Origin of the sequence: Tritonibacter sp. AK171, assembly GCF_030127025.1 — a bacterium.
Lineage (GTDB): Bacteria > Pseudomonadota > Alphaproteobacteria > Rhodobacterales > Rhodobacteraceae > Epibacterium > Epibacterium mobile.
The window spans coordinates 348,118-374,011 of record NZ_CP126134.1 but is presented as its reverse complement, the minus strand read 5'-3'; the positions used below and the strand labels follow the sequence as shown (position 1 = coordinate 374,011).

General features: G+C 61.9%; 26 protein-coding genes. 17 read left to right on the top strand and 9 right to left on the bottom strand.

What is annotated here, in order from left to right; genetic code table 11:
• Window positions 1–2: 2 nt before the first annotated feature.
• From fdh3B to QNI81_RS01780, 6 genes are all read right to left on the bottom strand, one after another.
• Window positions 3–596: a formate dehydrogenase FDH3 subunit beta gene (gene fdh3B / locus QNI81_RS01805; protein WP_005640291.1), complete on the bottom strand. Its 594-nt coding sequence runs from the start codon at window positions 594–596 to the stop codon at window positions 3–5.
• A 12-nt stretch (window positions 597–608) separates the two neighbouring features.
• Entirely contained in the window at window positions 609–3,620 is a 3,012-nt protein-coding gene (locus QNI81_RS01800; RefSeq protein ID WP_009176208.1) for a formate dehydrogenase subunit alpha, read from the bottom strand.
• 113 nt (window positions 3,621–3,733) lie between these two features.
• Window positions 3,734–3,922, bottom strand: coding sequence for a twin-arginine translocation signal domain-containing protein (locus QNI81_RS01795; protein WP_005674136.1), 189 nt, complete (start codon window positions 3,920–3,922; stop codon window positions 3,734–3,736).
• 105 nt (window positions 3,923–4,027) lie between these two features.
• Window positions 4,028–4,636 (bottom strand): TorD/DmsD family molecular chaperone, encoded by a 609-nt coding sequence (locus QNI81_RS01790; RefSeq protein ID WP_005674138.1) that lies wholly within the window; start codon window positions 4,634–4,636, stop codon window positions 4,028–4,030.
• Window positions 4,637–4,650: 14 nt separating this feature from the next.
• Entirely contained in the window at window positions 4,651–5,301 is a 651-nt protein-coding gene (locus tag QNI81_RS01785) for a DUF3306 domain-containing protein (protein WP_283967165.1), read from the bottom strand.
• Complete coding sequence (locus tag QNI81_RS01780) at window positions 5,298–5,831, bottom strand: DUF3305 domain-containing protein (protein WP_039982912.1); 534 nt, start codon at window positions 5,829–5,831, stop codon at window positions 5,298–5,300. Before QNI81_RS01780 ends, QNI81_RS01785 begins: the two co-directional genes overlap by 4 nt.
• A gap of 367 nt (window positions 5,832–6,198) precedes the next feature.
• Here QNI81_RS01780 and QNI81_RS01775 point away from each other — a divergent pair, with 367 nt between their 5' ends.
• From QNI81_RS01775 to QNI81_RS01755, 5 genes are all read left to right on the top strand, one after another.
• Complete coding sequence (locus QNI81_RS01775) at window positions 6,199–8,157, top strand: 4Fe-4S binding protein (protein ID WP_283967164.1); 1,959 nt, start codon at window positions 6,199–6,201, stop codon at window positions 8,155–8,157.
• A 107-nt stretch (window positions 8,158–8,264) separates the two neighbouring features.
• A complete protein-coding gene (gene apbC, locus QNI81_RS01770) occupies window positions 8,265–9,329 on the top strand; it encodes an iron-sulfur cluster carrier protein ApbC (protein WP_283967163.1) in 1,065 nt (354 codons plus the stop codon).
• Complete coding sequence (locus tag QNI81_RS01765) at window positions 9,326–10,030, top strand: biotin/lipoate--protein ligase family protein (RefSeq protein ID WP_168577697.1); 705 nt, start codon at window positions 9,326–9,328, stop codon at window positions 10,028–10,030. The genes apbC and QNI81_RS01765 overlap by 4 nt, the downstream gene beginning before the upstream one ends.
• A gap of 15 nt (window positions 10,031–10,045) precedes the next feature.
• Window positions 10,046–10,522 (top strand): DUF6505 family protein, encoded by a 477-nt coding sequence (locus QNI81_RS01760; RefSeq protein WP_005670680.1) that lies wholly within the window; start codon window positions 10,046–10,048, stop codon window positions 10,520–10,522.
• A gap of 103 nt (window positions 10,523–10,625) precedes the next feature.
• Complete coding sequence (locus QNI81_RS01755) at window positions 10,626–11,174, top strand: hypothetical protein (protein ID WP_283967162.1); 549 nt, start codon at window positions 10,626–10,628, stop codon at window positions 11,172–11,174.
• Between the two features lie 46 nt (window positions 11,175–11,220).
• Here the strand turns inward: QNI81_RS01755 and QNI81_RS01750 are convergent, their stop codons facing one another.
• Window positions 11,221–13,227 carry a CocE/NonD family hydrolase gene (locus QNI81_RS01750; protein ID WP_283967161.1) on the bottom strand — a complete coding sequence of 669 codons (2,007 nt, stop codon included), beginning with the start codon at window positions 13,225–13,227 and terminating at the stop codon, window positions 11,221–11,223.
• 88 nt (window positions 13,228–13,315) lie between these two features.
• On the opposite strand from QNI81_RS01750, the gene QNI81_RS01745 reads away from it, so the two are divergent.
• Complete coding sequence (locus QNI81_RS01745) at window positions 13,316–14,155, top strand: helix-turn-helix transcriptional regulator (RefSeq protein WP_283967160.1); 840 nt, start codon at window positions 13,316–13,318, stop codon at window positions 14,153–14,155.
• Here the strand turns inward: QNI81_RS01745 and QNI81_RS01740 are convergent.
• A complete protein-coding gene (locus tag QNI81_RS01740) occupies window positions 14,152–15,264 on the bottom strand; it encodes a CaiB/BaiF CoA transferase family protein (RefSeq protein WP_283967159.1) in 1,113 nt (370 codons plus the stop codon). The two genes, QNI81_RS01745 and QNI81_RS01740, sit on opposite strands and share 4 nt — an antisense overlap.
• A 460-nt stretch (window positions 15,265–15,724) precedes the next feature.
• Here QNI81_RS01740 and QNI81_RS01735 point away from each other — a divergent pair, with 460 nt between their 5' ends.
• The 9 genes from QNI81_RS01735 (at window position 15,725) to ureG (ending at window position 22,193) form a co-directional block, all read left to right on the top strand.
• The gene (locus QNI81_RS01735; protein ID WP_283967158.1) at window positions 15,725–16,531 is read left to right on the top strand and encodes an urease accessory protein UreD; all 807 of its coding nucleotides are present in this window, start codon (window positions 15,725–15,727) and stop codon (window positions 16,529–16,531) included.
• 19 nt (window positions 16,532–16,550) lie between these two features.
• Window positions 16,551–16,853, top strand: a complete 303-nt coding sequence (locus QNI81_RS01730; RefSeq protein ID WP_283967157.1) for an urease subunit gamma — start codon at window positions 16,551–16,553, stop codon at window positions 16,851–16,853.
• Window positions 16,854–16,880: 27 nt separating this feature from the next.
• A complete protein-coding gene (locus tag QNI81_RS01725) occupies window positions 16,881–17,468 on the top strand; it encodes a HupE/UreJ family protein (RefSeq protein WP_283967156.1) in 588 nt (195 codons plus the stop codon).
• Between the two features lie 12 nt (window positions 17,469–17,480).
• The gene (locus QNI81_RS01720) at window positions 17,481–17,786 is read left to right on the top strand and encodes an urease subunit beta (protein ID WP_283967155.1); all 306 of its coding nucleotides are present in this window, start codon (window positions 17,481–17,483) and stop codon (window positions 17,784–17,786) included.
• 387 nt (window positions 17,787–18,173) lie between these two features.
• The gene (gene ureC, locus QNI81_RS01715; protein WP_283967154.1) at window positions 18,174–19,886 is read left to right on the top strand and encodes an urease subunit alpha; all 1,713 of its coding nucleotides are present in this window, start codon (window positions 18,174–18,176) and stop codon (window positions 19,884–19,886) included.
• 239 nt (window positions 19,887–20,125) lie between these two features.
• Window positions 20,126–20,353 carry a hypothetical protein gene (locus QNI81_RS01710; protein WP_005615377.1) on the top strand — a complete coding sequence of 76 codons (228 nt, stop codon included), beginning with the start codon at window positions 20,126–20,128 and terminating at the stop codon, window positions 20,351–20,353.
• 49 nt (window positions 20,354–20,402) lie between these two features.
• The gene (ureE, locus tag QNI81_RS01705) at window positions 20,403–20,909 is read left to right on the top strand and encodes an urease accessory protein UreE (protein WP_283967153.1); all 507 of its coding nucleotides are present in this window, start codon (window positions 20,403–20,405) and stop codon (window positions 20,907–20,909) included.
• Window positions 20,899–21,543, top strand: coding sequence for an urease accessory protein UreF (locus QNI81_RS01700; protein WP_283967844.1), 645 nt, complete (start codon window positions 20,899–20,901; stop codon window positions 21,541–21,543). The genes ureE and QNI81_RS01700 overlap by 11 nt, the downstream gene beginning before the upstream one ends.
• Window positions 21,540–22,193 (top strand): urease accessory protein UreG, encoded by a 654-nt coding sequence (gene ureG / locus QNI81_RS01695; RefSeq protein ID WP_065321636.1) that lies wholly within the window; start codon window positions 21,540–21,542, stop codon window positions 22,191–22,193. The genes QNI81_RS01700 and ureG overlap by 4 nt, the downstream gene beginning before the upstream one ends.
• An 83-nt stretch (window positions 22,194–22,276) precedes the next feature.
• On the opposite strand, the gene QNI81_RS01690 is transcribed toward ureG, so the two are convergent.
• Window positions 22,277–22,420 carry a hypothetical protein gene (locus QNI81_RS01690; protein WP_009176862.1) on the bottom strand — a complete coding sequence of 48 codons (144 nt, stop codon included), beginning with the start codon at window positions 22,418–22,420 and terminating at the stop codon, window positions 22,277–22,279.
• A 360-nt stretch (window positions 22,421–22,780) separates the two neighbouring features.
• On the opposite strand from QNI81_RS01690, the gene pgi reads away from it, so the two are divergent.
• Window positions 22,781–24,391: a glucose-6-phosphate isomerase gene (pgi, locus tag QNI81_RS01685; protein WP_283967152.1), complete on the top strand. Its 1,611-nt coding sequence runs from the start codon at window positions 22,781–22,783 to the stop codon at window positions 24,389–24,391.
• Between the two features lie 25 nt (window positions 24,392–24,416).
• Window positions 24,417–25,868, top strand: coding sequence for a glucose-6-phosphate dehydrogenase (gene zwf, locus QNI81_RS01680; RefSeq protein WP_065324840.1), 1,452 nt, complete (start codon window positions 24,417–24,419; stop codon window positions 25,866–25,868).
• Window positions 25,869–25,894: the final 26 nt, after the last annotated feature.

Sequence of the window (25,894 nt, the reverse complement as noted above, 5' to 3'; positions counted from 1 at the left end):
CGTCAGCCGCCCTTTTGATCGTAAGCGGTTCCCCAGCCCCAAGCGCCGGAGCCAAAGCCACGGGCCACCACACGCTCACGGTAGACAGCGGAGACGGTGTCGCCATCGCCTGCCAAAAGCGCCTTGGTGGAGCACATCTCGGCACAGATCGGCAATTTGCCTTCTGCGATCCGGTTGCGCCCGTACTTCTGGAACTCGGCCTGAGAGTTGTTTTCCTCAGGACCACCGGCGCAGAAGGTACATTTGTCCATCTTGCCGCGAGAGCCGAAGTTGCCTGCCTGCGGATACTGCGGTGCCCCAAAGGGACAGGCGTAGAAGCAGTAGCCACAGCCGATGCAGAGGTCCTTGGAGTGCAGAACCACCCCGTCCTCGGTCTGGTAGAAACAGTCCACCGGGCAGACCGCCATGCAGGGTGCATCGGAACAATGCATGCAGGCGACCGAGATCGACCGCTCGCCGGGCTTGCCATCATTGATGGTCACAACGCGGCGACGGTTGATACCCCAAGGGACTTCGTGCTCGTTCTTACAAGCGGTGACGCAGGCGTTGCACTCGATGCAGCGTTCGGCGTCGCACAGGAATTTAGCTCGTGCCATATGTCCGTCTCCTTACGCTGGCATGATTTTGCAGAGGGTGGCTTTGGTCTCTTGCATCTGAGTGACCGAGTCATAGCCATATGTCTGCGCGGTGTTAGTGCTTTCGCCCAGCACATAGGGGTCCGCACCGTCGGGATATTTGTCCCGCAGGTCCTTACCCTGGAAGTGCCCGCCAAAGTGGAACGGCATGAAGGCAACGCCCTCACCGACCCGTTCTGTCACCATGGCCATCACCTTGACCTTGCCGCCTTCCGGGCCTTCGACCCAGACCTGAGCCCCATCCCGCACGCCGATGTCATTGGCATCGCGCGGGTGGATCTCGACGAACATGTCCTGCTGCAATTCCGCAAGCCATGGGTTCGAACGGGTCTCATCACCGCCGCCCTCATATTCGACCAGACGGCCGGAGGTGAGGATGATCGGATACTCCTTGGAGACGTCGTTCTTCTGGATCGAGGCATACATGGTGGGCAGACGGTAGAATTTCCGATCCTCATAGGTCGGATAATCCGCCACCAGATCCCGCCGGTTGGTGTAGAGCGGCTCGCGGTGCAGCGGCACCGGATCCGGGAAGGTCCACACCACGGCACGGGCCTTGGCGTTGCCGAAGGGGGCGCAGCCATGCTTGATCGCAACCCGCTGGATACCGCCGGAGAGGTCGGTTTTCCAGTTCACCGAAGCGGTCTTGGTGTTGAAATCAGACGGGAACGGAGACATGGACTGCTCGCCCACTTCTTCGCCTGCGCCTTGATTGCCATTTCCGCTGGTTCCCGCTTCGCCCGCACCATCGAGCTGTACGCCCGCAACGCCTGCGATAACGGTTTTCTCTTCTTGGGTGAGGTCCTTATCCCAGCCCAGATCCACCAGCATCTGCATGGTAAACTCAGGATAGCCGTCCTGAATTTCCGCACCGGGGTTGGATACACCCTCGGCCAGCAGATTGTCGCCATCGCGTTCCACCCCGAAACGGGCGCGGAAACACAGGCCACCTTCGGCCACCGGTTTGGACATATCATAAAGGTTCGGCGTGCCCGGATGGTTCATCTCGGGTGTGCCCCAGCAGGGCCACGGCAAGCCGTAAAAATCCCCATCCGCCGGGCCGCCCACCGCTTGCAGCGTGGTGCGGTCAAACGTGTGCTGGTTCGCCATATGGAGTTTGATACGCTCCGGGCTCTGACCCGTGTAGCCCACCGTCCACATCCCCTGATTGAACTCGCGGGTGATGCTCTCGATGTTGGGGGTCTCGGCGTCTTCCATCTCGATATTGCGGAAGAGACGATCTGCCCAGCCAAACTTATTAGCGAATTTGGCCATGATCACATGATCGGGCAGGCTCTCGAACAGAGGCTCCACCACCTGATCGCGCCACTGCAGCGACCGGTTCGACGCCGTCACGGAGCCGCGGGTCTCAAACTGAGTACAGGCAGGCAGCAGGTAGACGCCATCGGTGCGGTCATGCAGCACGGCAGAGACGGTCGGATAGGGGTCCACCACGACAAGCATGTCGAGCTTTTCCATCGCCGTCTTCATCTCCGTCATCCGGGTCTGAGAGTTCGGCGCGTGGCCCCAGAGAACCATGGCCCGCACGTTGTTGGGCTGATCCATGTTCTCTTTGTCTTCGAGGATACCGTCGATCCAGCGGGACACCGGAATGCCCGTCAGGTTCATCAGGTTCTTGTCCTTGCCGTCGGCGGATTTGACGGTTTCGAACTGCCCCTTGAGCCAGTCCATGTCTTCGCCCCAGACACGGCCCCAGTGGCCCCATGCACCAGCAGACAGGCCATAATAGCCCGGCAAAGTGTGGCTCAGAACGCCAAGGTCGGTCGCCCCCTGCACGTTGTCGTGACCGCGGAAGATGTTGGTGCCGCCGCCGGAGGTGCCCATGTTGCCGAGTGCAAGCTGCAGGATGCAGTAGGCACGGGTGTTGTTGTTGCCGTTGGTGTGCTGGGTACCACCCATACACCAGATCACGGTGCCGGGACGATTGTTCACCAGGGTCCGTGCTACGCGCTTGAGCTGGCTGCCGGGGGTGCCGGTCACGCGCTCAACTTCTTCGGGCGTCCATTTTGCGACCTCGTCGCGGATCTGATCCATACCCCAGACACGGGTGCGGATGAACTCTTTGTCCTCCCAGCCGTTTTCAAAGATATGCCACAAAATCCCCCAGACCAGCGCCACGTCGGTACCGGGACGGAAGCGCACATACTCGTCTGCATGGGCCGCCGTGCGGGTAAAGCGCGGATCACAAACGATCAGCGGCGCATTGTTCTGCTCCTTAGCCTTCAGCACGTGCAACAGCGAGATCGGATGCGCCTCGGCAGGGTTGCCGCCGATGATGAAGATCGCCTTGGAGTTATGGATGTCATTGTAGCTGTTGGTCATGGCGCCGTAGCCCCATGTATTCGCAACACCTGCAACGGTGGTGGAGTGACAGATCCGCGCCTGATGGTCCACGTTGTTCGTGCCCCAGTAGGCGGCGAACTTGCGGAACAGGTAGGCCTGTTCGTTGTTGTGTTTGGCAGAGCCGAGCCAATAAACGCTGTCCGGGCCGCTTTCTTCGCGGATGGACATCATCTGGTCGCCGATCTCGTCGATGGCTTGTTCCCAGCTGATGCGCTTCCACTCACCGCCTTCGCGTTTCATCGGGTACTTGAGGCGCCGCTCGCCATGGGCGTGCTCGCGCACCGATGCGCCCTTGGCGCAGTGCGATCCCAAGTTGAAGGGGCTGTCCCAGCCGGGTTCCTGACCGACCCAGACACCGTTTTGCACCTCTGCGATGACGGTACAGCCGACCGAGCAATGGGTGCAGACGGATTTGATTGTTTCCATGGCGCCGGTCGCAGAGGCCGCCGCATTGGCCTGCGTCACCGTTCCACCGGTGGCGCTGATGGCCGCAAGCCCGCCGATGGCGAGGCCGGACCCGCGCAGGAAAGCGCGGCGGTCGACAGCTGACTCGCCGACCTTGGACAGGATACTGGTCCGCTGGGGGCGTCGCGCAACCCCGTTGGTCTTTTTCCTAAGCATTTTAAAACCTCCCTTGCTTGCCCCTGAAATCAGAAGCGCGCTGGGTTTATTGAGAAACCTTTGCTCAGTCGGGCGTCACGCAACCAGTCGGCTTAGGCATGAAAGGCATCCGGTCAGAACCGGGTGCTGTCGTAATAGGCGCGGGTATGCGCGGTATCCTGCATCTTGTTCGATGACAGGTCCGGAGTTGCGGCCTCAGCCTCGCCTCCGGTGGTTGCAAGCGCCACCGCCGCTGCGGGCGTGGTGGTTGCAGCCAGTTTCAGAAAGTCGCGGCGGCTTGCGCCATCCTCTTTCCGTGACATGTGGATCCTCCTCCTCTTTCGGTCTTTAGGTCCAGTCGTTCGGGCGTCCGGGCCGCCCTGCCCTGCGCCTGCCTCCTGCGGGCGCATCGTCGTGGATCAGAGAGCTCAGCCCCCCATCCGAAATCCTTCGGTCTCAATTTCCATGAAAGCGCGCCCAACCGCCGCCACCGAAGCATAAAGCACAGAGTTCTTTGCGCCCTCGAGGTCGGCAAAGAAATGCGCGGCCCACGGACCGATGTGTTTGTTGAAAAAGGTTTTCTGCTCCGCAAGCGATGTGGCGGCACCAAACCGGCCCACGATCATCGCCCCCATCATCTCCATCAGGGAGGCAATGTTGTCTTCGGGCTCAAACACATTGGGCGCGCGGCTCAGCCCCCGCGCGCTCATGTCGTTACGCAGCGCTGCCAGAGGCTTTTCATTCAGGAAACCAGTGAGGTAATAGCTCGCATAGGGCAGCAACTCCCCCCGGCCCAGACCGATGAAGAGCGCATTAAACTCGCGTTCGGCTCCGGCAGGTTTGGTGCGTTTGGCCACCCGTGCCAGTTGGGTAATCGCCTGCCCCAGCGGCGTCTCATCCCCGGAGAGACCGGCCGTCTGTTCCAGCAGCATCTCGCTCGGGGGCGCGGCTAGCATCAGGCCAAGGTAATTGTAGAGATCCGCGCGCAGCCGATCTTCTTCGCTGACCCGCTCTGTGGTCACGGCGGCGTCTGTCATCGGGCTCTCCTGTGTCATATTGTTGCCTCCGCATCCTCAAAGACAAAGCGCATCCGGCGCGATGTCACCTGTGGCGGATGATCCTCGATCTGCACATCGCTGTGCGCGACCTCACCTTCTTGCACCACTTCGGCCTCGGCAGAGGCGACTGGCGCAGCGGCGGCTTCGGCGTTGTCCTCTGGCGAAATGGTGTCCTCTTGCGCATCAGAGACTGCAACGTCCGGTGCCACGTCATCGGCGTCTTGTGCTGCCGCTTCACGCTCTGCCTGACGGGCCAGTTCTTCCACATGGGCGGTCATGCCTTTGCCAACCTGATAGGCGGTCTGGATGTTTTCCACCGCCATCGCCGCATCTGTGAAATCCTCGCCATAGTCGATCAGCCCGTCGACATTTGCCAGGACCGGGTTGGTGACCCAGAGCCGACGCAATGCGCGTGTCTTGAGACGTGCAGGAACGGCTTCGGTGAGAAACGCCTTGAAATCATCCCCCGGCCCAAGCGTATCCGGGTCCGGCAGATCCAACTCGGCGAGCAAGTCTGCATCGCTGCGCTCTGCCAGTTCAGCGTCCCGCGCCTGCGCTTCGGCCTCCTTCAGCGCGCGGGCTTCTTGCGCCTCTTCCGCCTCGACCGCTGCGCGACGGCGGGACCAGAAATTCTGCGCACTCATTGCAGACGCTCCTTACGGGCTTTGGCCGGGGCGCGATACACATCCGTCAGTTGCGGAATGCGCGCATCGCCCACGCCGTCCTCCTCCAGATCCACACGCTGGCGGTCGCGACGGCGTTTCTTGAACTCTTCTTCCTTGAAATGCGCGAGGGTGAAGTCGCGCACCCATGCCACCAGCCCCGCAGGCATCTCGACCTTCTCGACCTGATCCTCGCCGGTGTCGGCATAATCCTGCGCCTCAAACGGCGAGGCCGTGACCAGCGTCACCTCAGGGCGCGCATTCGGCCCCGGTCGCATCACCACATAAATGCTCGGCGGATTGGCAGTGAGACCCTGCATGTAAGCCTCAGCATCGGCGCGGTGCAATTCAAGCGGCAACGTCGCTGCGTGAAACTCGCAAGCTTCGCCCTCTTCCCGCATCAGGCTCCAGTCGGCATCAGCGGCGCCGGGCAGCACCGCCACCACACGCCACGCCCAACGCGCCCACGGCGTAACCCCCGGCGTGCGCCGGATCACGACCCCAAGCGGCATCACATCCATCTTTGCGTAGTACTGGTCCACGACCCATCCCTGGCTAAGTTGCTGCAATCTTGCCGCAAACCACCCTGCATGCGAAAGCACACAGTGCTATGGGATTGGGCATTTCAGCCCGCCGTGGACAATTTGACTCCCCCACCCCAGCCCAAGGACCGGCAGTGGACGAATTGTCCAACCCTATCTTTTTGCTCAGGCATTCGATTTTTTCGATAAATTCCCGAATCACTTCGCCACCGCGCTGGATCTTGCGCCCTTTGCCACGCTTTACGGTGGTTTACGAATGCTGTGAAACCTGACTAGGATACGCTCCAAACCCGTGATTTCACCACCGAATGCCAGCCCGACGGCCAGCGAGGAAAACATGCCTAAGAACCTGATATTGTGTGATTGTTCCGGATCACAACCACTCGATTCAGAGACCCTTAGCGCAACCACCGGATTGCCGTGCTCAAAAGTGCATTCCAACCTCTGCACAACCCAATCCGATGCTGCAGTCGCAGCCCTTCAGGACCCGGATGTAATTTTTTGTTGCGGCCAGGAAAGCCGCTTTTTCACCGCCCTCGCCGAGGAGTTGGGACAGGACGCCCCGTTGTTTCTCGACCTGCGGGACAGGGCCGGATGGTCCATTGAGGCGCAAAATGCGGGCGATGTGCTACCCAAAATGTCCGCATTGGTTGCAGAGACGCAGCTGAACATCCGCCCCGCCAAGAGCGTCGATGTGATCAGCGAGGGTCTGTGCCTGATCGTCGGCACTGCGGATGTGGCGCTGCCTGCCGCCGAGAAGCTACAGGATATCCTTGGCGTTACGGTCCTGCTGACCGATACGGCCGAGCCGCCGCTCAGCCGCGGGTTCGACGCAATCCGAGGGCAGCTGCGCAGCGCGCGCGGAGCGCTCGGCAACTTTGAGGTGACGGTGGACGCGCTGCAATCGCTTGATGTCACCGGGCGTGACTGGACGTGGAGCGCGCCCCGCGACGCAGGCCGCTCCGAATGCGATCTCATTCTCGACCTGCGCGGTGACGCCCCCCTGTTCCCGGCCCCCGAGAAACGCGAAGGCTACCTGCGCGCAGACCCAAAATCGCCGGTTGCGGTAGCGGACGCGGTGCTCGCCGCCAGCCAAATGGTCGGCACTTTTGAAAAACCGCTCTACGTGAAGGCGGAGCCGCTGCTTTGCGCTCATTCCCGCGCGCGTCAAACCGGATGCACCCGCTGTCTGGATGCCTGCCCCACCGGTGCGATCACGCCCAATGGCGACAGCGTTGCCATTGATCCGATGATTTGCGCAGGCTGCGGCGCCTGTGCTTCGCTCTGCCCGTCCAGCGCCATCACCTATGATGCGCCCCCGGCCGAGAGCTTGTTTCTGCGTGTTCAAACCCTCGCCAAGGCCTATCTGGCGGCGGGCGGCGACACGCCCCGGCTGCTGGTGGTGGACGCCCATGGTGCTGAGATGACCCGCCTCGCCGCGCGGTTTGACCGTGGCCTCCCCGCAAGCGTCATTCCGCTGGAGGTGGAGGCCTTCAACACCTTTGGCCATGCAGAAATCCTCGCGGCGCGTGCCGCTGGTTTCCGCGAGGTCTGCCTGCTGCCCGGGCCGCGCGCCGATCTTGAGGTTCAAACGCGCGAGGTTGATCTGGCCAATGCGATTTCCACTGATGCCGCGCGCCTGCTGCACGCGGCAGAACCCGAGGCGCTGTGTGATGCGCTCTACGAGACCCGCAATCTGCCCGCAGCCCCCGCGACAGTCCAGCGCCCCATGGGCACCCGCCGCCAAATCACCCGACAGGCCGCATTGGCCCTGAACGCCGCTGACACAGAATTGCCGCTGCCAGAGGGGGCGCCCTATGGCGCGGTGCTGGTCGATCAGGATGCCTGTACCCTGTGCCTGTCCTGCGTGTCGCTCTGCCCGTCGGGAGCGTTGGGGGACAACCCGGACCTGCCGCAGCTGCGCTTTCAGGAAGATGCCTGCCTGCAATGCGGTCTCTGCGCTAATGTCTGCCCGGAGGACGCTATCACCTATGAGCCGCGCCTGAACCTTGCCCCCTCGGCGCTGGATCAGGTGGTTTTGAATGAAGAAGAGCCCTTTGCCTGCATCGAATGTGGCAGCCTCTTTGGAGTCAAATCCACCGTCGAGCGGATCATGGAAAAGCTTGCGGGCAATCATGCGATGTTTGCCAACCCGGATGCCGCCAAGATGATCCAGATGTGCGATGACTGCCGCGTGAATGCACAGTTCCACCAAAAGGATTCCCCCTTTGCGGGCAAGGAACGTCCTCGCGTGCGCACCACTGAAGATTATCTCAGCACGCGGCGCGACCATTGACGCAAACTTGCGCCACTGAGCCCTTTCAACCCGCGCGCACAACAGGCACCATGCAGGCGCGTGACCTGACCAGGCCAACCACCAGACCAACCAAGGAGTAGACCCGCGTGTCCATCACCCGCGACGCCGTCCTCGACGCCCTGAAGACCCTGAAAGACCCCGTGAGCGGCAGCGATATCGTCGCCGCAGGCATCATCCGCGCCCTCACCATCGAGGGCAGCAATGTGCGGTTTGTGCTGGAAATTGACCCGGCCAAATCCGAGGCCTACGCGCCGGTGCGCGATCAGGCTGAGGCCCTGGTGAGCGACCTCGCGGGTGTTGAGAAAGTCTCAGCCCTGATGACGGCGCATAGCACCAAAGCCCCGCCGGATCTCAAACCCAACAAACCTGCAGAGCCGCAAGGCCCGCAACAGATCCCCGGCGTCGCAAAGATCATCGCGGTCGCCTCGGGCAAGGGCGGCGTCGGGAAATCCACCGTTTCGGCCAATCTTGCCTGTGCCCTCGCGCAGGCCGGCAAACGCGTGGGTCTCTTGGATGCGGATGTCTACGGCCCCTCGCAGCCGCGCATGCTGGGTGTCTCGGGCCGCCCGGCCAGCCCCGACGGCAAGACCATCCTGCCGCTGCGCAACCACGGCGTCACCATGATGTCGATCGGTCTGATGACCAATGACGATCAGGCCGTGGTCTGGCGCGGCCCGATGCTGATGGGGGCGCTGCAACAGATGATGATGCAGGTGCAATGGGGCGCGCTCGATGTGCTGATCGTGGACCTGCCGCCGGGCACCGGCGACGTGCAGATGACGCTGGCGCAAAAGGCGCAGGTGGACGGGGCGATTGTGGTCTCCACCCCGCAGGATGTGGCCCTGATTGATGCCCGCAAAGGTATTGATATGTTCCACAAGCTGAACGTGCCGATCCTCGGCCTCATTGAAAACATGTCGACCCACATCTGTTCCAACTGTGGCCATGAGGAACATATCTTTGGCCATGGCGGCGTTGCGGCGGAGGCTGAGAAACTGAACGTACCGCTCTTGGCAGAGGTGCCCTTGCATCTGGATGTCCGCTTGGCAGCGGATGGCGGCGCGCCCATCGTGGTCTCCAAACCCGACAGCACACAGGCTCGTGCCTTTCAGGACATCGCCGCAGCGCTTGTGGAGCGCGGCGTCGTATGAGCGAGACTGTCACCTTCCCCCCTCTGATGACCGGCGAGGCCGCAGGTCCGGGACAGGACCCGTTTGATCTCGCCTGCCAGAAGGCCGAGCTGGGCGTAGACGCGGGGCTTGTGGTCTATGACCTCGGCACTGACGTCTTGCGCGCCGCACTGGTGCTCGCACCCGAAGTGCCACTGGCCAAGGCCATGGCGATGCTGCCCGTTTGCGGCCTGGGCTTTCAGAACGCCCTTGGCGCGCTGGCCCCGCCTGAAGTTGCCGTGCACCTGGACTGGGACGGTGGTCTGCTGATCAATGGCGCGCGATGCGGAAGCCTTCGTGTCGCGGCCAATACCGATGCACCCGACGCCCAGCCGGACTGGCTGGTTGTGGGCTTGGACCTGCCGCTCTGGCCTGCGGGCGACGGGGGCGACACACCGGATCAAACCGCGCTCTATGCCGAAGGCTGCGCAGATGTGGCTGCGCCGCGCCTGCTGGAAAGCTGGACCCGCCACTGCCTGCATTGGATCAACCGGTGGGACGAAGGCGAACTTAAAGCGCTGCATGCAGAATGGCGCGGGCTTGCGCATGGCATCGGCGAAAACCGCCAGCAAGCCGGGCTGAGCGGGACCTTCCTCGGCGTCGACGAGGATTTCGGCATGCTCCTGCGCGACGACACAACAACCCATCTGATCCCGCTCACCACTGTTCTGGTGCAGGACTGACAGGAGAAAGACGCGATGAAACTGGCCCGTGCCATTCATTTTGACGAAAGCGACATGAACGTCTTTGCCAGCCCCGCCCGTACCGGGGAATGGTGTATTTCCGGCGGGTTTGAGTTCTCCAACTGGAGCGAGGGCGACCTTGTTGGCAAGCAACGTCAGGCCTTTGCCAATGGCTGGATGGGGCTGGAGACCGCCGGTCGGGTGACATTTGTCGCTGTGACCCAGATCGAGGCCGAAGAAGTCACCACGCTGATCGAACAGCTCGCCCGGCATTTCATGGAGATCTATGGCGCACCGGATATGGCCAGCGCCCGCCCCGTGGCCGAAGCCGAGATCGACCATATGGCAGAGCTTTGCGAGGATCACGCCCCCAACACGCTGCTGACAGTGGCGCGAGACCTGACCGAGGCTGGCGTGCGCGAGAGTTTCCGCGTGATCGAAGCCCAATCCGCGGGGCTCGAGCAATTCGCGATCCATGTGACAGACGACTGAACCACGGTGTCCCCGGCGAGCACCAAACGCGATAACGCATTAAGGTTTCCGCATCTATTGCGCAGTAGATTTGCGCCAACCACGTTTGTTTAGGACATCTTTCATGCTGAAATCTATCGCTGCGGCGCTCGCCCTGTCTCTGATGGGCGGCCTCGCGCAGGCCTCGACGCCGTTCCTTGAGGCTGGCAATTGGGCGGCGGTCTACAAGGGCAACACCTGCCACGTCTATACGCTCTCCTCCGCGCGCGACACCTCCGGCTATCTGGAGTTCACGTTCGAAAACAACGGTCTGAATGCCACCTTCGACTATATCTACACGCCTTACGGCCCTGAAGAGGTCGAGGCCCCCTGGGATGAGGCTGCGGATAGTGTGACGCTCTATCTGGGGGATGAGCCGGTGTGGTTTGGTGACGAGATGTTTTTCTACACCGCACCGGGCTTCACCTATGGTGCGAGCCTGACACCGGGCTTCATCTCTGAATTGATCGGCGCCATGCTCGCCACCAAGGGCGATTTTGGATTTGCGGTGGATCGCGCAGCCGAAGGTGAAACCTGGCTCTACGGTGGTTTTTCCCTCTCCGGGCTGGATCAGGCCTTGGCCAAAGCGGGCGAGATGTGTCAATTCGACCCGCGCGCCCTACCGCAATCCTGACGGGCGCGCGCCTTGGTTCAACTGGGTGGCCCGTTTGGGCCCACCGTCAGAGACAGCCGCGCGGGATGACCTCGATCCACTCGCGCGTCAGTATCACCTCTTCGCCCTCATAGGCTTTGATCCCGCGCCAGAGGGTGAAATTCTCGGTGTCGCAATGCATCGAACTGTCGGTCTCGATCCGAACGCCCCAATCCTCCTGATCGCCTTCGCCATCGCGGCCAAAGTTGAAGACCCAAGCACAGTCAAACCGCGCGCTGGCCGGATCATCGGGGTGGATCGCATAGCGCATCCGCACGTTACTGGCGACACGCTGGCCATGGGTCAGATCCTGCGCCGCGCCATAGCTGTCAAAGCTTTCCAGCACATGGGTCCCGTCCGCTTCAACACGTGTCTCGGCCTCGCCCCACGGCTTTTCCAACACCTCGGCCTGATACTTCGGGTAATCACGCGCCGCGCACGGAGCCTGGGCCTCAATCTCAACCTCGACGCGGCGCTCCGGCAGGATCAGCGCGCACCCGTCCAGATGCAGCGTGATCTCGGCAGCCTCCGGCGCGGGCCAGACAATCGGCCAATAGGAGGTCGACAGCGCCAGCCGCACTTGATGCCCCGCCAGCACCCGATGTGCGCATTCATTCAGCTCAAACTCCACCTCATAGCGCTTGCCCGGCTCCAGCCGCGTTGCCACCTCATGGCTGTCGTCATGGCACAGGTTGCGGGGGCGATAGGTAATGCGCTGCGACTGACCGGAGGGCGCAACATCGCACAACCGCGCCACCACCTGCGCGACGGGTTTGTCGACACTAAAGGCCAGTCGCACACGCGGACGGCCCAGAATCTCCATCGGGGCGAGCAACGCGGTGCTGTCAAAACAGGTCGAGGCCCGGTCATCCACGCTCTGGTCGCCGGGGCGTTCATTGTCGATCCGGATACCGGGGCAGAAATAGCCGCCCGCCTGCCCAACGGTCGCCGGGCTATGGACCCTTGCCGTACCCGCCTGCGGCTTGGGTGCAAATCCCCCATCGGCCAGCGGCCACACCACGTCTGTGACATTGGGCGAGGGCCACTGCGCTTCGGCCACCCAACGGCCGTTCTGCGGCAGGTTCTTCGGGCTTGGCGCGGTGAACTCCTGCATAAAGACCCGGTAGTCGGGCAAGGCCTCTGCCCCGGCGTCCTCCCCTTTGAGGTATTGATCGAACCAGCGCAGCACCTCGCCATGAAAATCCGCCGCCTCAATCTGAGAGATATGAGCATAGCGGTGTTCCCACGGCCCCATCAAGGCCTTCGCCGGCGCGCCGGTCACCTTTGCAGCCAGTGCAGATGGGGCGTTCACATAGGCATCGGCCCAGCCGGTGATTGCCAGCACCGGCGCCTCAATCGCGGACCAGTCTTCACAGACCGAGCCATGTTTCCAGAACGCATCCCGCGTCTGATGGCGCAGCCAATCCGCCGCCATAAAGGGCAGATCATTGATCCGGCCCAACCACTCCTCGCGCCAATCCGGGCGCAGTTTCGGATCCAGTGGCCGGGTCATATAGGCAAACATCTGGCTCGCCCAGTTCTTGTTATCGCTGAGCAGGCAGCCCCCCATATAGTGGATATCGTCAGCATAGCGATCCACGGTAGAGGCCACCGAAACCACCGCTTTCAAGGCGTCCGGTCGACGATACGCCATTTGCAAGCCATTGAACCCGCCCCAGGAAATCCCGATCATACCGACCTTGCCCGTCGACCAAGGCTGCTGCGCGATCCATTCCAGCACTGCTTCACCATCCGAAAGTTCCTGCTCGGAGTATTCGTCATCAAAGCGCCCGTCGCTGTCACCGGAGCCGGTGATATCCACCCGCACGCAGGCATAGCCATGGGCGGCAAACACCGGATGCGTGGTGGCGTCCCGTGGGGCTGTGCCATCGCGTTTGCGGTAGGGCAGATATTCAAGGATCACCGGAAACGGACCTGCGCCTGCGGGCTGCCACATCCGCGCCGCGAGCCTGCGCCCATCGGGCAGCGGGATCCACAGGTGTTCAGTCACGGTGATGGGAGTCTGCGCGGACATGTCGGCCTCGTTTCGTTATGCGTTTGGGCAGAGTGTGCGCGAATTCCGGACAGGGCGAAACTGCGCACTTGTACGCGGGATGATGCAGATGTACGCACAGTCGCGTCACATCGCGAAAGCTCGGACCATGCGCACGGCCTTCAGTCAGAATTTACGGTTTCTCTGCGCCGAGGCCCCCTCGATTGCGCAGATCTGCCGCGAGATCGGCCTCAACCGACAACAGTTCAACCGCTACCTTTCGGGGGCCGGACTGCCCTCGGCGCATAACCTGCGCCGCATCGCGCGTCACTTCGACGTAGGTGAGGCCGATCTTTTTACGGATCCTGATCGCTTCGCAGCCGCGCGTCGCCCGACCACCGCGCCCAAGCTCCCCGCACCGCTCTTGCATATCGGCACGGGCTTTGCCGATCAGGCCCGCCCCCTGCGCCGGTTTCTCGGCACCTATCATGGGTATTTTTGCACGCCCACATGGCCTGGACAGGTGCTGCGCTCGCTGATCCATCTCAAAGAGGTCGATGGCTACGTGGTAAGCCACACATTTGAGCGCGCCCACGCAAGTGATGGCAGCATCCGCCAGCGCAGCACCTATCTGGGGCTGGTTGCAGAACGCGGCGGACGGTTGTGTCTGACAGAGCGCCCCCGCAACACCGTCGGCGCACTCTCAGAGACGATATTGATGCCGGAACACCCGCATCAGATCTCTTATCTGCAAGGGCTGGTGCTGGGCGTCTCCGCCGGAGCCAACCGTCGCCCGTTTTCCACCCGCACGGTCTGGGTGCGGCTTGAGGAAAAACGCACTGCGCGCGAGGCTCTTGCTGATGTGGGTGCCCTGCCAAAGGATAGCCCGCGCCTCGACCCCAAGGTGAGGCGTCTGCTGGGCGATGAGGTGCCCTTGAGCCTGACGCTCGACGCCTATCCGCCCAGTTAGTCTGCCTTGCGCGGCAACACGGGCGCCGAGCGATCAAGCGCCAGTTCCGCATCCGAAAACACCCAAGGTCCCCGCACGCCCGGCACGCCTTCGGGCGCGATCTGCATCTGTCGATGTTTGATCTGCGCGTCGTCGAACGCCTGCCCGATGGTGTTGATCGGCCCCGCCGGAACGGTCGCGGCCTCCAATGCGGCAAGCAGATCCGCCTGGCTCCACTGTGCCAGCGCCGCCGCCAGCATCGGCGTCAGATCACCCCGGTTTGCGACCCGCAGCTGGTTGGTGAGAAAACGGGGGTCATCCTTGAGACCTCCGAGGTTCAGCACATCGCACAGCCGCGTGAACTGACCGTCATTGCCGACCGCAAGGATCACATGCCCATCGCGCACCGCCATCACCTGATAGGGCGCAATATTGGGGTGCTCATTGCCCATCCGGGTGGGGCTGTTGCCCGTCACCAGATAGTTCATATTCTGGTTCGCCAGCATGGCCGTGGCACAATCCAGCAGGGACATATCGATATGCTGTCCCCGTCCGGTCCGATGCCGTTGCTCGACTGCGGCCAGAATGCCGATACTACCGTATAGCCCCGTCACCACATCCGTGATCGCGACGCCGACCTTTTGCGGCTCACCCTCCGCTGCACCAGTGATCGACATCAGCCCCGACATGCCTTGCAGCAAGAAATCATAACCGGCACGGCTGGCATAAGGCCCATCCTGCCCAAACCCCGTGACCGAGCAATAAATGAGCCGCGGGTTCACCTCAGCGAGGCTTTCATAATCAAGGCCATATTTCGCCAGTCCGCCGACCTTGAAGTTCTCGATCAGGATATCTGCGCCCGCCACCAGATCGCGGACCTTGGCCTGCCCCTCTAGCGTGCGAAAATCTGCGGTGACGCATGTTTTGCCCCGGTTGGCGGCATAGTAATAGGCAGCGGTCTTGTCTCCGTCCCGCTCCACAAAGGGCGGCCCCCAGCGACGTGTGTCATCGCCTTCGGGGCTTTCGACCTTCACCACCTCCGCCCCCAGATCCGCCAAGGCTTGTCCAATCCACGGACCGGCGAGAATACGGGCGAGTTCCACCACCTTGAGACCTTGAAGCGGAGTCATGCTGAAATGTCCTTTGCAAGTTAAACACTTGGTCCTGTGCATAGCCGACCCAATCGCCAAAGGCCAATCCCATTGCGCAGAGACGACAAGACACGCCCGCCAGAGAGCACCCGCACCGCAGGTGCGCTGCCGGGCCCAACGGGTTTGACGGCATTTTCAATGCAGGCAAACCGGGCGGGAGCGTCCCCGCTTTCTTGATTTGCCTATTTTACTGGCAAATCGGCTGATTTCGCTCAAAAAATCGACACGACAATGGGCCGCCTCCCTTGCAGACAGCGCTCCTGATAGCGCCCCGCCCTCCGCCCTCGCAAAGTCAGCAAGGACCCACAGAAACAAGCAGCGATCTTCTTCGCAGTGTCTCAGGGCGGTATTCAGGGAGAGCGCGATCACGCATATCGCACATATCACGCCCGGGTCTCACAACCCGATCACGGCTGCCCCGGAACAGCAGCCCCGCGCCATGGGGCACGCGCATGTCAGCAGCAAGTTGCGTCCTGACGGCACGGTCGCATTGGATGCGCTGCATCAGTCAGGGGCGCTCAAGCTGCTGTTTCCCACGGGCCGGCAAACGCTGGAAGCCGTGGCTGTGAACACCGCAGGCGGCATTACCGGTGGAGACCGGTTTTCCCTGAGCGCCGAGGCCGGAGAGGGCAGCCAGCTGACCCTCACCACCCAAGCCGCCGAACGCGCCTATCGTGCGCAGCCCGGACAGACCGGACAAATGACCACACACCTGAGCGTCGCCGCACGTGCCCGCCTCAATTGGCTGCCACAGGAAACCATTCTCTTTCAGCGCAGTAATTTCACCCGGAGTTTGCAAGCCGATCTGGCAGAGGACGCACGGCTCTTGCTGGTGGAGCCGCTGGTGTTTGGACGCGCCGCAATGGGCGAGGCGCTTACATCCGCCCGGTTTCGCGATCACATCCATATCCGGCGCGCGGGACAGCTCGTTTATCGCGATGCAATCCATCTGCAAGGCGATCTGGCCGCGCAGCTTAGCCGTCCGGGCGTGGCGGGCGCCCTGTCGGCCCGCTGCAGTGCGATGGCGACCCTCCTGCTGGCCGCACCAGAAGCAGAGGCCACGCTGGGGTGGCTGCGCACTCACCTGCCGGACGGTGGCGACGCCCTCGGCGGCGCCTCGCTCCTCGCCCCCGATTTACTGCACATGCGGCTCTTGGCGGTGGATAGTTTTGTCCTGCGCCAGAGCCTGCTGCCCCTTCTTGACAGGCTGACCGAGGGTGGCCTGCCCCGTTGCTGGAGACTTTGACCATGAAAGCGTCACACCCATGAACCTGACCCCAAGAGAAAAGGACAAACTACTGGTCGCCATGGCCGCCGAGATCGCGCGCAAGCGGCTCGCCCGTGGGGTCAAACTCAACCACCCCGAGGCGATCGCGCTGATCACCGATGCCGTGGTCGAGGGCGCACGCGATGGTCGTTCCGTCGCAGAGATGATGCAGGCCGGAGCCGAGGTCATCACCCGTGCGCATTGCATGGCGGGCGTGCCCGAGATGATCCACGAGGTTCAGGTCGAGGCCACCTTTCCCGACGGCACCAAGCTGGTGACCGTGCATAACCCCATTCGCTGACTGACCGCTTTCCAAGGACTGACCGATATGAAATCCCGTATTGCCCTTTCCCTCGCTGCCCTGCTGACCGCCAGCCCTGCCTTTGCGCATCTGGACCCGGCCGGGCATGGATCCTTTGCCGCTGGCGTCAGCCATCCGGTGTTCGGCCCGGATCATATCCTCGCCATGGTGGCGGTGGGCCTATGGGCCGTTGTGCAGGCGCGCCGCACGGGTGAGACCCGGGCGCTCTGGCTGCTGCCAACCGCCTTTGTGGGCATGATGACGCTCGGGTTCCTTCTCGCCATGCGCGGCGTGGAACTGCCCCTGGTCGAGCCGATGATTCTCGCCTCTGTCATGGTGCTGGGCGGTATGGCTGCGCTGGCCCTCCGGATGCCGCTTGCCGGGGCGGCGGCGATCACTGGGATTTTTGCGCTGTTTCACGGCCATGCCCACGGTGCGGAAATCGGTGCAGCCGAGGCCCTGCCGTATCTGGCAGGCTTTGCGCTCTCCACCGCTCTGCTGCACGCCGCCGGTGTTGCCGGTGGGCTGACCTTGGCGCAGCGCAGCGCCACCCTGCCCCGCGTCCTTGGGGCCTGCGTCGTTCTTGCAGGCACCGCACTTGGGCTCGCGGGCTGAGGAGCGCTTCACATGATCCCCGGAGAGATGTTCCCCGCCAGTGGTGAATTGACCCTGAATCAGGGGGCCGAGGCCCTCACCTTGATGGTTGCCAACACCGGCGACCGCCCGGTTCAGGTGGGCAGTCACTACCATTTTGCCGAAGCCAACCCGGCGCTGGAGTTTGACCGCACCGCCGCCCTTGGCCTGCGTCTGGACATTGCCGCCGGCACCGCCGTGCGGTTTGAGCCCGGTCAGCGCCGCGAAGTGCAACTGATCCCGATTGGGGGTGCGCGCAAGATCTATGGGTTCAATGCTCAGGTAATGGGGGAGTTGTGATGGACACGCTGAGGGCCGCGACCGAGCCTGGGTGGGCGCTGCTGCCCTCGATAATGAACGGGCACTCACGCCCCAGAGCACCGGTTTCGCCTGCCTCCACGATGCCAACGCGCCCTCCCTGGGGGAGGGTCGGACGCGGCCCGGCCTGTCGTCCGGGCGGTTCGTTTTGCCATCACGACTTACCGATCTGCCTCGACAAGCAGGATCAGGAAAAACTGAATATAGACACGAGAAGGCGCTCCTTGATGAAAGGCGAGCCGAAACGGCTCAGGAGCCTCCCAATCTTCACACATCACAACCTTCCCAAATGCACCGGACACAGAACACCCAGCGCGCCGCCGTGCACTGACAAGAAAAACATATCTAGAACAGCAGGATAAGCCCGACATGCCCGCCAAAATCTCCCGCTCTGACTATGCCGCCATGTATGGCCCCACCACCGGAGACCGCGTGCGGTTGGCCGATACTGACCTGATCATCGAGGTGGAGCGCGACCTCACCGGACCTTATGGCGAGGAGGTGAAATTCGGCGGCGGCAAGGTGATCCGTGACGGGATGGGGCAGGCACAGACCACACGCGCGGCGGGCGCTGTTGATACCGTGATCACCAATGCGCTGATCCTTGATTGGACCGGCATCTACAAGGCTGACATCGGCCTGAAGGATGGGCGCATCCATGCCATCGGCAAAGCCGGAAACCCGGACACCCAGCCCGACGTGACCATTATCGTTGGCCCCGGCACCGAGGTGATCGCGGGCGAAGGGCGCATCCTCACGGCGGGTGGGTTTGACAGTCATATCCATTATATCTGCCCACAACAGATCGAGGATGCGCTGCACTCTGGCCTCACCACCATGCTAGGCGGCGGCACCGGGCCAGCGCATGGAACCTTGGCCACCACCTGCACCCCCGGTGCCTGGCACCTTGGTCGTATGATGCAGGCCGCAGATGCGTTTCCGATGAACCTCGCCTTCGCTGGCAAAGGGAATGCGTCGCTGCCGGCGGCCATCGAGGAACAGGTGAACGCAGGTGCCTGCGCGTTGAAACTGCACGAGGACTGGGGCACCACCCCCGCCGCCATCGACTGCTGTCTCGGTGTTGCCGATGCGATGGATGTGCAGGTGATGATCCACACCGATACGCTCAATGAGTCAGGCTTTGTCGAACATACCGTAAAGGCCATGAAAGGCCGCACGATCCATGCCTTTCACACCGAAGGCGCAGGCGGTGGCCATGCCCCCGATATCATCAAGATCTGCGGCGAGGAGCATGTGCTGCCGTCCTCGACCAACCCGACGCGGCCCTTCACTGTGAACACACTCGAAGAACACCTCGACATGCTGATGGTGTGTCACCACCTCGACAAATCCATCCCCGAAGATGTGGCCTTTGCCGAGAGCCGCATTCGCCGGGAAACCATCGCAGCCGAGGACATCCTGCACGATATGGGGGCGTTCTCGATTATCGCGTCGGACAGTCAGGCGATGGGGCGCGTCGGCGAGGTGATCATCCGCACATGGCAGACCGCCGACAAGATGAAGAAACAGCGCGGGCGGCTTTCGGATGAGGTCGGCGAAAACGACAATTTCCGCGTCCGCCGTTATGTGGCGAAATACACCATCAACCCGGCGATTGCGCATGGTATTTCACATGAGATTGGCTCGATCGAGGTTGGCAAACGCGCCGATCTGGTGCTGTGGAACCCGGCGTTCTTTGGCGTGAAGCCGGAGATGGTTCTGATGGGGGGCACAATTGTCTGCGCCCAGATGGGCGATCCCAACGCCTCGATCCCGACGCCGCAACCGGTCTATTCCAGGCCCATGTGGGGGGCCTATGGCCGCTCTGTTGAGCATTCCGCCGTGACATTCGTGTCAGAAGCGGCGCAGGCGGCGGGCATCCGTGGCCAACTTGGCCTGGCAAAGCAGACGCTCGCCGTGAAGGGCACGCGGGGGATCGGTAAATCCGCGCTGAAGCTCAACGATGCGACACCACATATCGAGGTCCACCCGGAAACCTATGAAGTGCGCGCAGACGGCGAGTTGCTGACCTGTCAGCCAGCGGCGGAGCTGCCCATGGCGCAGCGGTATTTCCTGTTCTGAAGCGCACCCCAGCTGCAACCAAGAGATGGTCGCGCGACTGCCCCCTTGGCCAAAACACGGCGACAAATCCATCAAAGGCCCCATCATCATGCCGAAATATTCAGCAAAATCAGAATCTTCGCCCCTTGCCTTGTCACAGGCGCATGGCGGGAATGCGTCAACACTACCTACCTATTTGCTGCGCTGCAGCTATATTGGAGTCACGGGAGAGACATTCTTGAACACAGGAGCATATCCCCATGGCATACGCATCGAACGCACAAACACGCGCCCCCTTCAATCCGCTGGGCCTGATCGCAGGCTTTTTCCGCGCGATTGGCAACGGTCTGGTTCACCTCGCAGAATCCAACCATCGTGTGAACCGCGCCCGCACCTTGATGGCGCTGTCCGACGAGGAACTGGCAAAGCGCGGCCTGAAGCGCGACGACGTTGTAAAACACGTCTTCTCGGACATCATGTACGTCTGAGCCTCTGCACGCAGAGTTATCCGAAAACGACCACAGCGGGGGGCCTGTCATGAGCGCCCCCCAGCTGACCGCCCGCCACTACCACGGGCACCCGCATGACCAGAGCCCTCGCGACCGTGTGGTGCTCGACTATGACGCCCGTTTTCTGCGTCGCAAGGTGCTGACCTGCGAGAGCGGTGAGCGCCTGCTGGTTGACCTGTCCAATACGACTTCGCTCGATCATGGCGGCGTTCTTCTGCTGGAGGGCGGCGGCGAGGTGCTTGTGGTCGCAGCCTCTGAGCCGCTGTTGGAGATCACCGCAGAGCACCTGCCAAGGATCGCCTGGCACATCGGCAACCGCCACACCCCCTGCCAGATCGAAGACACCCGCCTGCTGATCCAGCGAGATCATGTGATCCGGGCGATGCTCGACCACCTCGGTGCCACTGTGCGTGAGGTCGAAGAGCCGTTTACCCCGGAAGGCGGCGCATATGGCCACGGGCGCACCCATGCGCATGAACACGGGCATACGCATCATCACGGCCACGCCGATCACGACCACAGCCATGAGCACTGAGGCCACGCTTTTGTTGATGCAATGGCTGTCGCCTGCCTATCCGGTGGGGGCTTTTGCCTATTCACACGGGCTGGAGTGTGCGGTGGCAGAGGGGCATGTCAGCGATGGAAGCGGGTTGTCCCGGTGGCTGACAGACCTTCTGACCCATGGGGGCGCACGCTCTGATGCGGTGCTGCTGGCCTGTGCCTATCGGGCAGAGACGGCGGCGGACCTGTCCGAGATCGACGCCACCGCCCGCGCGTTTTGCCCCACGGGCGAGCGCTTGCAAGAAACCGACCTGCAAGGCGCGGCGTTTTGCCGAACCACAGCCGCCACCTGGGGCAATGACCTTGCGCAGCTTACCTATCCGGTGGCGGTGGGATGTGCCGCACGGCAACATGACATCCCGCTGGACCTCACCGTGCAGATGTATCTGCATGCGTTCCTCGCAAACCTCATCGCCGCTGGCCAAAGACTTCTGGCGCTTGGTCAGACAGACGCGCAGCAGCGCCTCTCTGCCCTCTCGCCACACTTGCGCGACACGGCCCAAGCCGCCTTGTCCAGCACGCTCGACGATCTCTTTGGTGCGAGTTTTGCCGCAGACATCGCATCCATGCGCCATGAAACCCAATATTCAAGGATCTTCCGCTCATGACTTCGAAGACCACTTCGCACAATGGCCCGCTTCGCGTTGGGATCGGTGGCCCCGTGGGTGCAGGCAAAACAACCCTGACGGCGCAGCTGGCCCGCGCGTTGAAGGATCATCACTCCATCGGTGTGATCACCAATGACATCTACACTCAGGAGGACGCCGAGGCGTTGATGCGTCAGCAAATCCTGCCGCAGGACCGTGTGATTGGCGTCGAGACCGGAGGCTGTCCGCATACGGCCATCCGTGAGGATGCCTCGATCAACCTCGCGGCCGTGGCCGAGATGCAAAAACGCCACCCGGAGGTGGAAATCGTGCTGATCGAGAGCGGCGGTGACAACCTCTCTGCGACGTTTTCACCGGAACTGGCGGATGTGACGCTTTATGTGATCGACGTCGCCGCGGGCGAGGAAATCCCCCGCAAGGGCGGCCCCGCCATCACCCGGTCCGATCTGTTGATCATCAACAAGACCGATCTGGCCCCACATGTGGGGGCCTCACTTGAGGTGATGGAACGCGACGCCACCCGGATGCGCCGGGGGCTGCCATTTGTCTTTACTGCGATGCGCCACGGAGACGGGGTCGAGGCGGTCTTGCATCATCTCTTTGAGATTGGTGGCATTGACTCGGGCGCGCTCGCCCCACCCAAACCGTGAGAACGCCGCCCGGGTAAAACCCGTTGCGACGTCTCACGAGGTAACTCAGATGCGCTTGGCGCGCTCAAACGACACAGTAACGATCAAAGGATCTGCGTGTCCAGCGCTTGCGTCAGTTCCACGCCGTGTGCCTTATCGGCACAAAATCCGCCGTCTGCATAAGTTTTGGTCAGGCTAACGCCAACAATCAGCACAGCCAGGGCAAAGGTTTTAATGTGTTGGATCATATCGGTATCCTCTGGCGATAAGGGCGATCAATTGCCCTTTCTGCGAATAAGGTAACGCGATCTGAAAACGCGCAATATGAAGCGCTTCACACAAGTTGCAAAAAACTGCCCAGTCGTCTTGGTCCATCTCTAACGGCGTGCCATACAGATCGCGACGCAAACACGCTAAAGCAGAGTTTTGCAGCGCCTGCGCGCCTGTGACATTCCCTTGAACACTGCTGGCATGTTGCAAGAGTGTGAAATTTTAGAAATAGAACTGGTATTGTTAGCGCTAACTTGGCATATAGGCCGCGAAACGGATCCCGCGCGCGGTCGCCGGTCGCGCAGCCATCCCGATGCGATCCACGAGGAGCCGACTTGATGAGTGACATTTGGCAGCAACTCTCTGCCCACCGGGCCACAACCGAGACCACACCGCTGACCGATCTCTTTGCAAAAGATGCCGATCGGTTTGAGCGATACTCGGTCTCTGTCGACGATCTCTTGCTGGACTACTCCAAGACCGCGCTTGATGACACCGCGCGCGCGTTGCTGTTACAACTGGCGGAGGGCGCGGACCTTGCGTCAAAGATCGACGCATTGATGTCGGGCGAGAAGATCAACACGACAGAGGGCCGCGCGGTGCTACACACCGCCCTGCGCGCCCCGGCCGATGCGGTGATCAAGGTGGACGGCGAGAACGTGGTGCCCGGCATTCAGACCGTGCTGGCGCGGATGGGTGAGTTTGCCACTGCCCTGCGCGAAGGCACCTATGCCACCAAAACCGGCAAGGCGTTTACGGATGTGGTGAATATCGGTATCGGCGGCTCTGACCTTGGTCCCGTGATGGCGACATTGGCGCTCGCGCCCTATCACGACGGGCCTGCGTGCCATTTTGTCTCCAATGTGGACGGCGCGCATATCCATGATGTGTTGGCGGGGTTGAACCCTGAGACCACATTGATCGTGATCGCTTCGAAAACCTTCACCACCATCGAGACGATGACCAACGCCCAGACCGCAATCACATGGCTACAAGGCACACTTGGCGAAGATGTCTCGGCGCATCTGGCGGCGGTATCGACCGCGATGGACAAGACCGCCGCGATGGGCATTCCCGACGCCCGTGTCTTTGGCTTTGCCGACTGGGTGGGCGGGCGATATTCGATGTGGGGGCCGATTGGTCTGCCAATCATGATCGCGGTGGGGCCAGAGGCATTCCGCGCGTTCCTTGATGGCGCGGCGGCGATGGATGAGCATTTCCGCAGCGCGCCACTGTCTGAAAACCTGCCCGTGCTTCTGGGGCTGATCGGTGTCTGGCACAACAATATCTGCCGCTATGCTTCGCGCGCGGTTCTGCCCTACGATCAGCGGCTCTCCCGCCTGCCTGCCTATTTGCAGCAGCTAGATATGGAGAGTAACGGCAAGTCCGTCGCATTAGACGGCACCCCCCTGCCCCGCGCCTCTGGCCCCGTGGTCTGGGGCGAGCCGGGCACCAATGGCCAGCATGCGTTTTATCAGCTGCTCCATCAGGGCACGCAGGTGATCCCCACCGAATTCCTGATCGCCGCCACAGGTCACGAGCCCGATCTCACCCATCAGCATAACCTCTTGAAGGCCAATTGCCTCGCCCAATCCGAGGCGCTGATGCTGGGACGGTCATGGGATGAGGCGCATAAGATCGCCGAAAAACGTGGCTTTAGCGGCGTTGACGCTGATCGGATGGCCGGGCATCTGAGCTTTCCCGGCAACCGTCCCTCGGTGACCATTGCCTATCCCAAACTGACGCCTTTCGTGTTTGGCCAGATCGTTGCGCTATATGAACACCGTGTGTTCACCGAAGGCGTGATCTGGGGGATCAACTCCTTTGACCAATGGGGCGTCGAGTTGGGCAAGGAACTGGCGACCCGCCTCCTGCCGATGGTCGAAGGGGCCGATGCATCCCAAAAAGATGCCTCCACCCGTGGCCTGCTGGCCAAGCTTTCAACCTGACCCGCCATTCAAGAGGAAGACACTTATGGTATCCCGCGTCATCCCCGTAGACAGTTTCGACTTCGTCTTGTTCGGCGCCACCGGCGACCTTGCACGGCGCAAGATCCTGCCGAGCCTGTTCCACCGGTTCCAGATCGGCCAGTTCGACGACACCAGCCGCATCATTGGGGCGTCACGCTCCAAGATGGATCAGGGCGAGTTCCAGACCCTCGTGGGCGATGCGCTGAAGGAATTCGGCGACATCCCCGCCGATGCGGAGCCCGATGTAGAGCGGTTTTTGGCGCTGCTGGACTATGCCTCCGTCGATGCCAAGGGCGATGGCGGCTGGTCCGACCTCGGCAGCAAACTGCGCAATGGCGTGGTGCGGGCGTTTTACCTCTCGGTTGCGCCTTCGCTCTTTGGTGACATTGCCGGGCGGCTCAAATCCACGGGCATCGCGGACGACCTAAGCCGCATCGTGGTGGAAAAACCCTTTGGTCACGATCTGGCCTCGGCTCAGGCGCTGAACGCAGCCCTGCGCGAGCATTTCGAAGAAAGCCAGATTTACCGGATTGACCACTACCTTGGCAAAGAAACGGTGCAAAACCTGATGGCGCTGCGCTTTGCCAACTCCCTCTTTGAGCCGCAGTGGAACTCGCATCACATCGACCACGTGCAGATCACCGTCTCCGAGAGCATCTCTGTGGCGGGTCGTGGTGAATACTACGACAAATCCGGCGCGATGCGGGATATGGTGCAAAACCACCTGATGCAGCTTTTGTGTCTCACCGCGATGGAGCCGCCCTCGACCTTTGAGCCCAATGCCGTGCGCAATGAGAAACTCAAGGTCATCGAAAGCCTTGAGCCAGTTCCGGCGGATGACATCGTGCGCGGCCAGTATCGCGCCAAGGCGGGAGGAGATGGCTATCTCGATCACGCAGGTGACCCGCATTCGCGCACCGAGAGCTTTGTTGCGATGAAGGTCGAGGTCGCGAACTGGCGATGGGCGGGCACACCGTTTTATCTGCGCACCGGCAAATGCCTGCGCGAGCGGGTGTCGGAAATCGCCGTCTACTTCCGCAAGCCGCCGCATAATATCTTTGGAGAGGACAACGCCATTGATGGCAATATGCTGGTTATTCGCCTGCAACCGGACGAGGGCATCACGCTCAAGACCACCATCAAGGACCCCGGCCCCGGCGGTATGCGCCTGACCTCTGCCGATCTGGACATGACCTTTGCCGACAGTCTGCCCGAGGCCGGTCGCCCGCAGGACGCATACGAGCGCCTGATCATGGATGTGATCCGCGGCAACCAGACCCTGTTCATGCGTGGTGACGAGGTCGAGGCCGCCTGGACCTGGGCCGATCCCATCATCAACGCTTGGGATAATTCGACCCGCACGCCGCAACCCTATGATCAGGGCGGCTCCGGCCCCGAAGACGCGCTTTTGCTGCTGCACCGTGACGGTCGCCGCTGGCGCGCCATCGGCGCCTGACCCTGTTGTAAGATCTGAAAAGGAGG

Coding starts and splice junctions, on each gene's coding strand:
- QNI81_RS01735 (WP_283967158.1), top strand. CDS start 15,725: ATGGGGCACGCGCATGTCAGCAGCAAGTTGCGTCCTGACGGCACGGTC.
- QNI81_RS01690 (WP_009176862.1), bottom strand. CDS start 22,420: ATGATCCAACACATTAAAACCTTTGCCCTGGCTGTGCTGATTGTTGGC.
- ureE (WP_283967153.1), top strand. CDS start 20,403: ATGAGCGCCCCCCAGCTGACCGCCCGCCACTACCACGGGCACCCGCAT.
- QNI81_RS01780 (WP_039982912.1), bottom strand. CDS start 5,831: ATGCCGCTTGGGGTCGTGATCCGGCGCACGCCGGGGGTTACGCCGTGG.
- QNI81_RS01720 (WP_283967155.1), top strand. CDS start 17,481: ATGATCCCCGGAGAGATGTTCCCCGCCAGTGGTGAATTGACCCTGAAT.
- QNI81_RS01760 (WP_005670680.1), top strand. CDS start 10,046: ATGAAACTGGCCCGTGCCATTCATTTTGACGAAAGCGACATGAACGTC.
- QNI81_RS01740 (WP_283967159.1), bottom strand. CDS start 15,264: ATGACTCCGCTTCAAGGTCTCAAGGTGGTGGAACTCGCCCGTATTCTC.
- QNI81_RS01725 (WP_283967156.1), top strand. CDS start 16,881: ATGAAATCCCGTATTGCCCTTTCCCTCGCTGCCCTGCTGACCGCCAGC.
- QNI81_RS01800 (WP_009176208.1), bottom strand. CDS start 3,620: ATGCTTAGGAAAAAGACCAACGGGGTTGCGCGACGCCCCCAGCGGACC.
- QNI81_RS01700 (WP_283967844.1), top strand. CDS start 20,899: ATGAGCACTGAGGCCACGCTTTTGTTGATGCAATGGCTGTCGCCTGCC.
- zwf (WP_065324840.1), top strand. CDS start 24,417: ATGGTATCCCGCGTCATCCCCGTAGACAGTTTCGACTTCGTCTTGTTC.
- QNI81_RS01790 (WP_005674138.1), bottom strand. CDS start 4,636: ATGACAGACGCCGCCGTGACCACAGAGCGGGTCAGCGAAGAAGATCGG.
- QNI81_RS01795 (WP_005674136.1), bottom strand. CDS start 3,922: ATGTCACGGAAAGAGGATGGCGCAAGCCGCCGCGACTTTCTGAAACTG.
- pgi (WP_283967152.1), top strand. CDS start 22,781: ATGAGTGACATTTGGCAGCAACTCTCTGCCCACCGGGCCACAACCGAG.
- QNI81_RS01785 (WP_283967165.1), bottom strand. CDS start 5,301: ATGAGTGCGCAGAATTTCTGGTCCCGCCGTCGCGCAGCGGTCGAGGCG.
- QNI81_RS01745 (WP_283967160.1), top strand. CDS start 13,316: ATGTACGCACAGTCGCGTCACATCGCGAAAGCTCGGACCATGCGCACG.
- ureC (WP_283967154.1), top strand. CDS start 18,174: ATGCCCGCCAAAATCTCCCGCTCTGACTATGCCGCCATGTATGGCCCC.
- ureG (WP_065321636.1), top strand. CDS start 21,540: ATGACTTCGAAGACCACTTCGCACAATGGCCCGCTTCGCGTTGGGATC.
- QNI81_RS01755 (WP_283967162.1), top strand. CDS start 10,626: ATGCTGAAATCTATCGCTGCGGCGCTCGCCCTGTCTCTGATGGGCGGC.
- QNI81_RS01730 (WP_283967157.1), top strand. CDS start 16,551: ATGAACCTGACCCCAAGAGAAAAGGACAAACTACTGGTCGCCATGGCC.
- QNI81_RS01710 (WP_005615377.1), top strand. CDS start 20,126: ATGGCATACGCATCGAACGCACAAACACGCGCCCCCTTCAATCCGCTG.
- QNI81_RS01750 (WP_283967161.1), bottom strand. CDS start 13,227: ATGTCCGCGCAGACTCCCATCACCGTGACTGAACACCTGTGGATCCCG.
- QNI81_RS01775 (WP_283967164.1), top strand. CDS start 6,199: ATGCCTAAGAACCTGATATTGTGTGATTGTTCCGGATCACAACCACTC.
- fdh3B (WP_005640291.1), bottom strand. CDS start 596: ATGGCACGAGCTAAATTCCTGTGCGACGCCGAACGCTGCATCGAGTGC.
- QNI81_RS01765 (WP_168577697.1), top strand. CDS start 9,326: ATGAGCGAGACTGTCACCTTCCCCCCTCTGATGACCGGCGAGGCCGCA.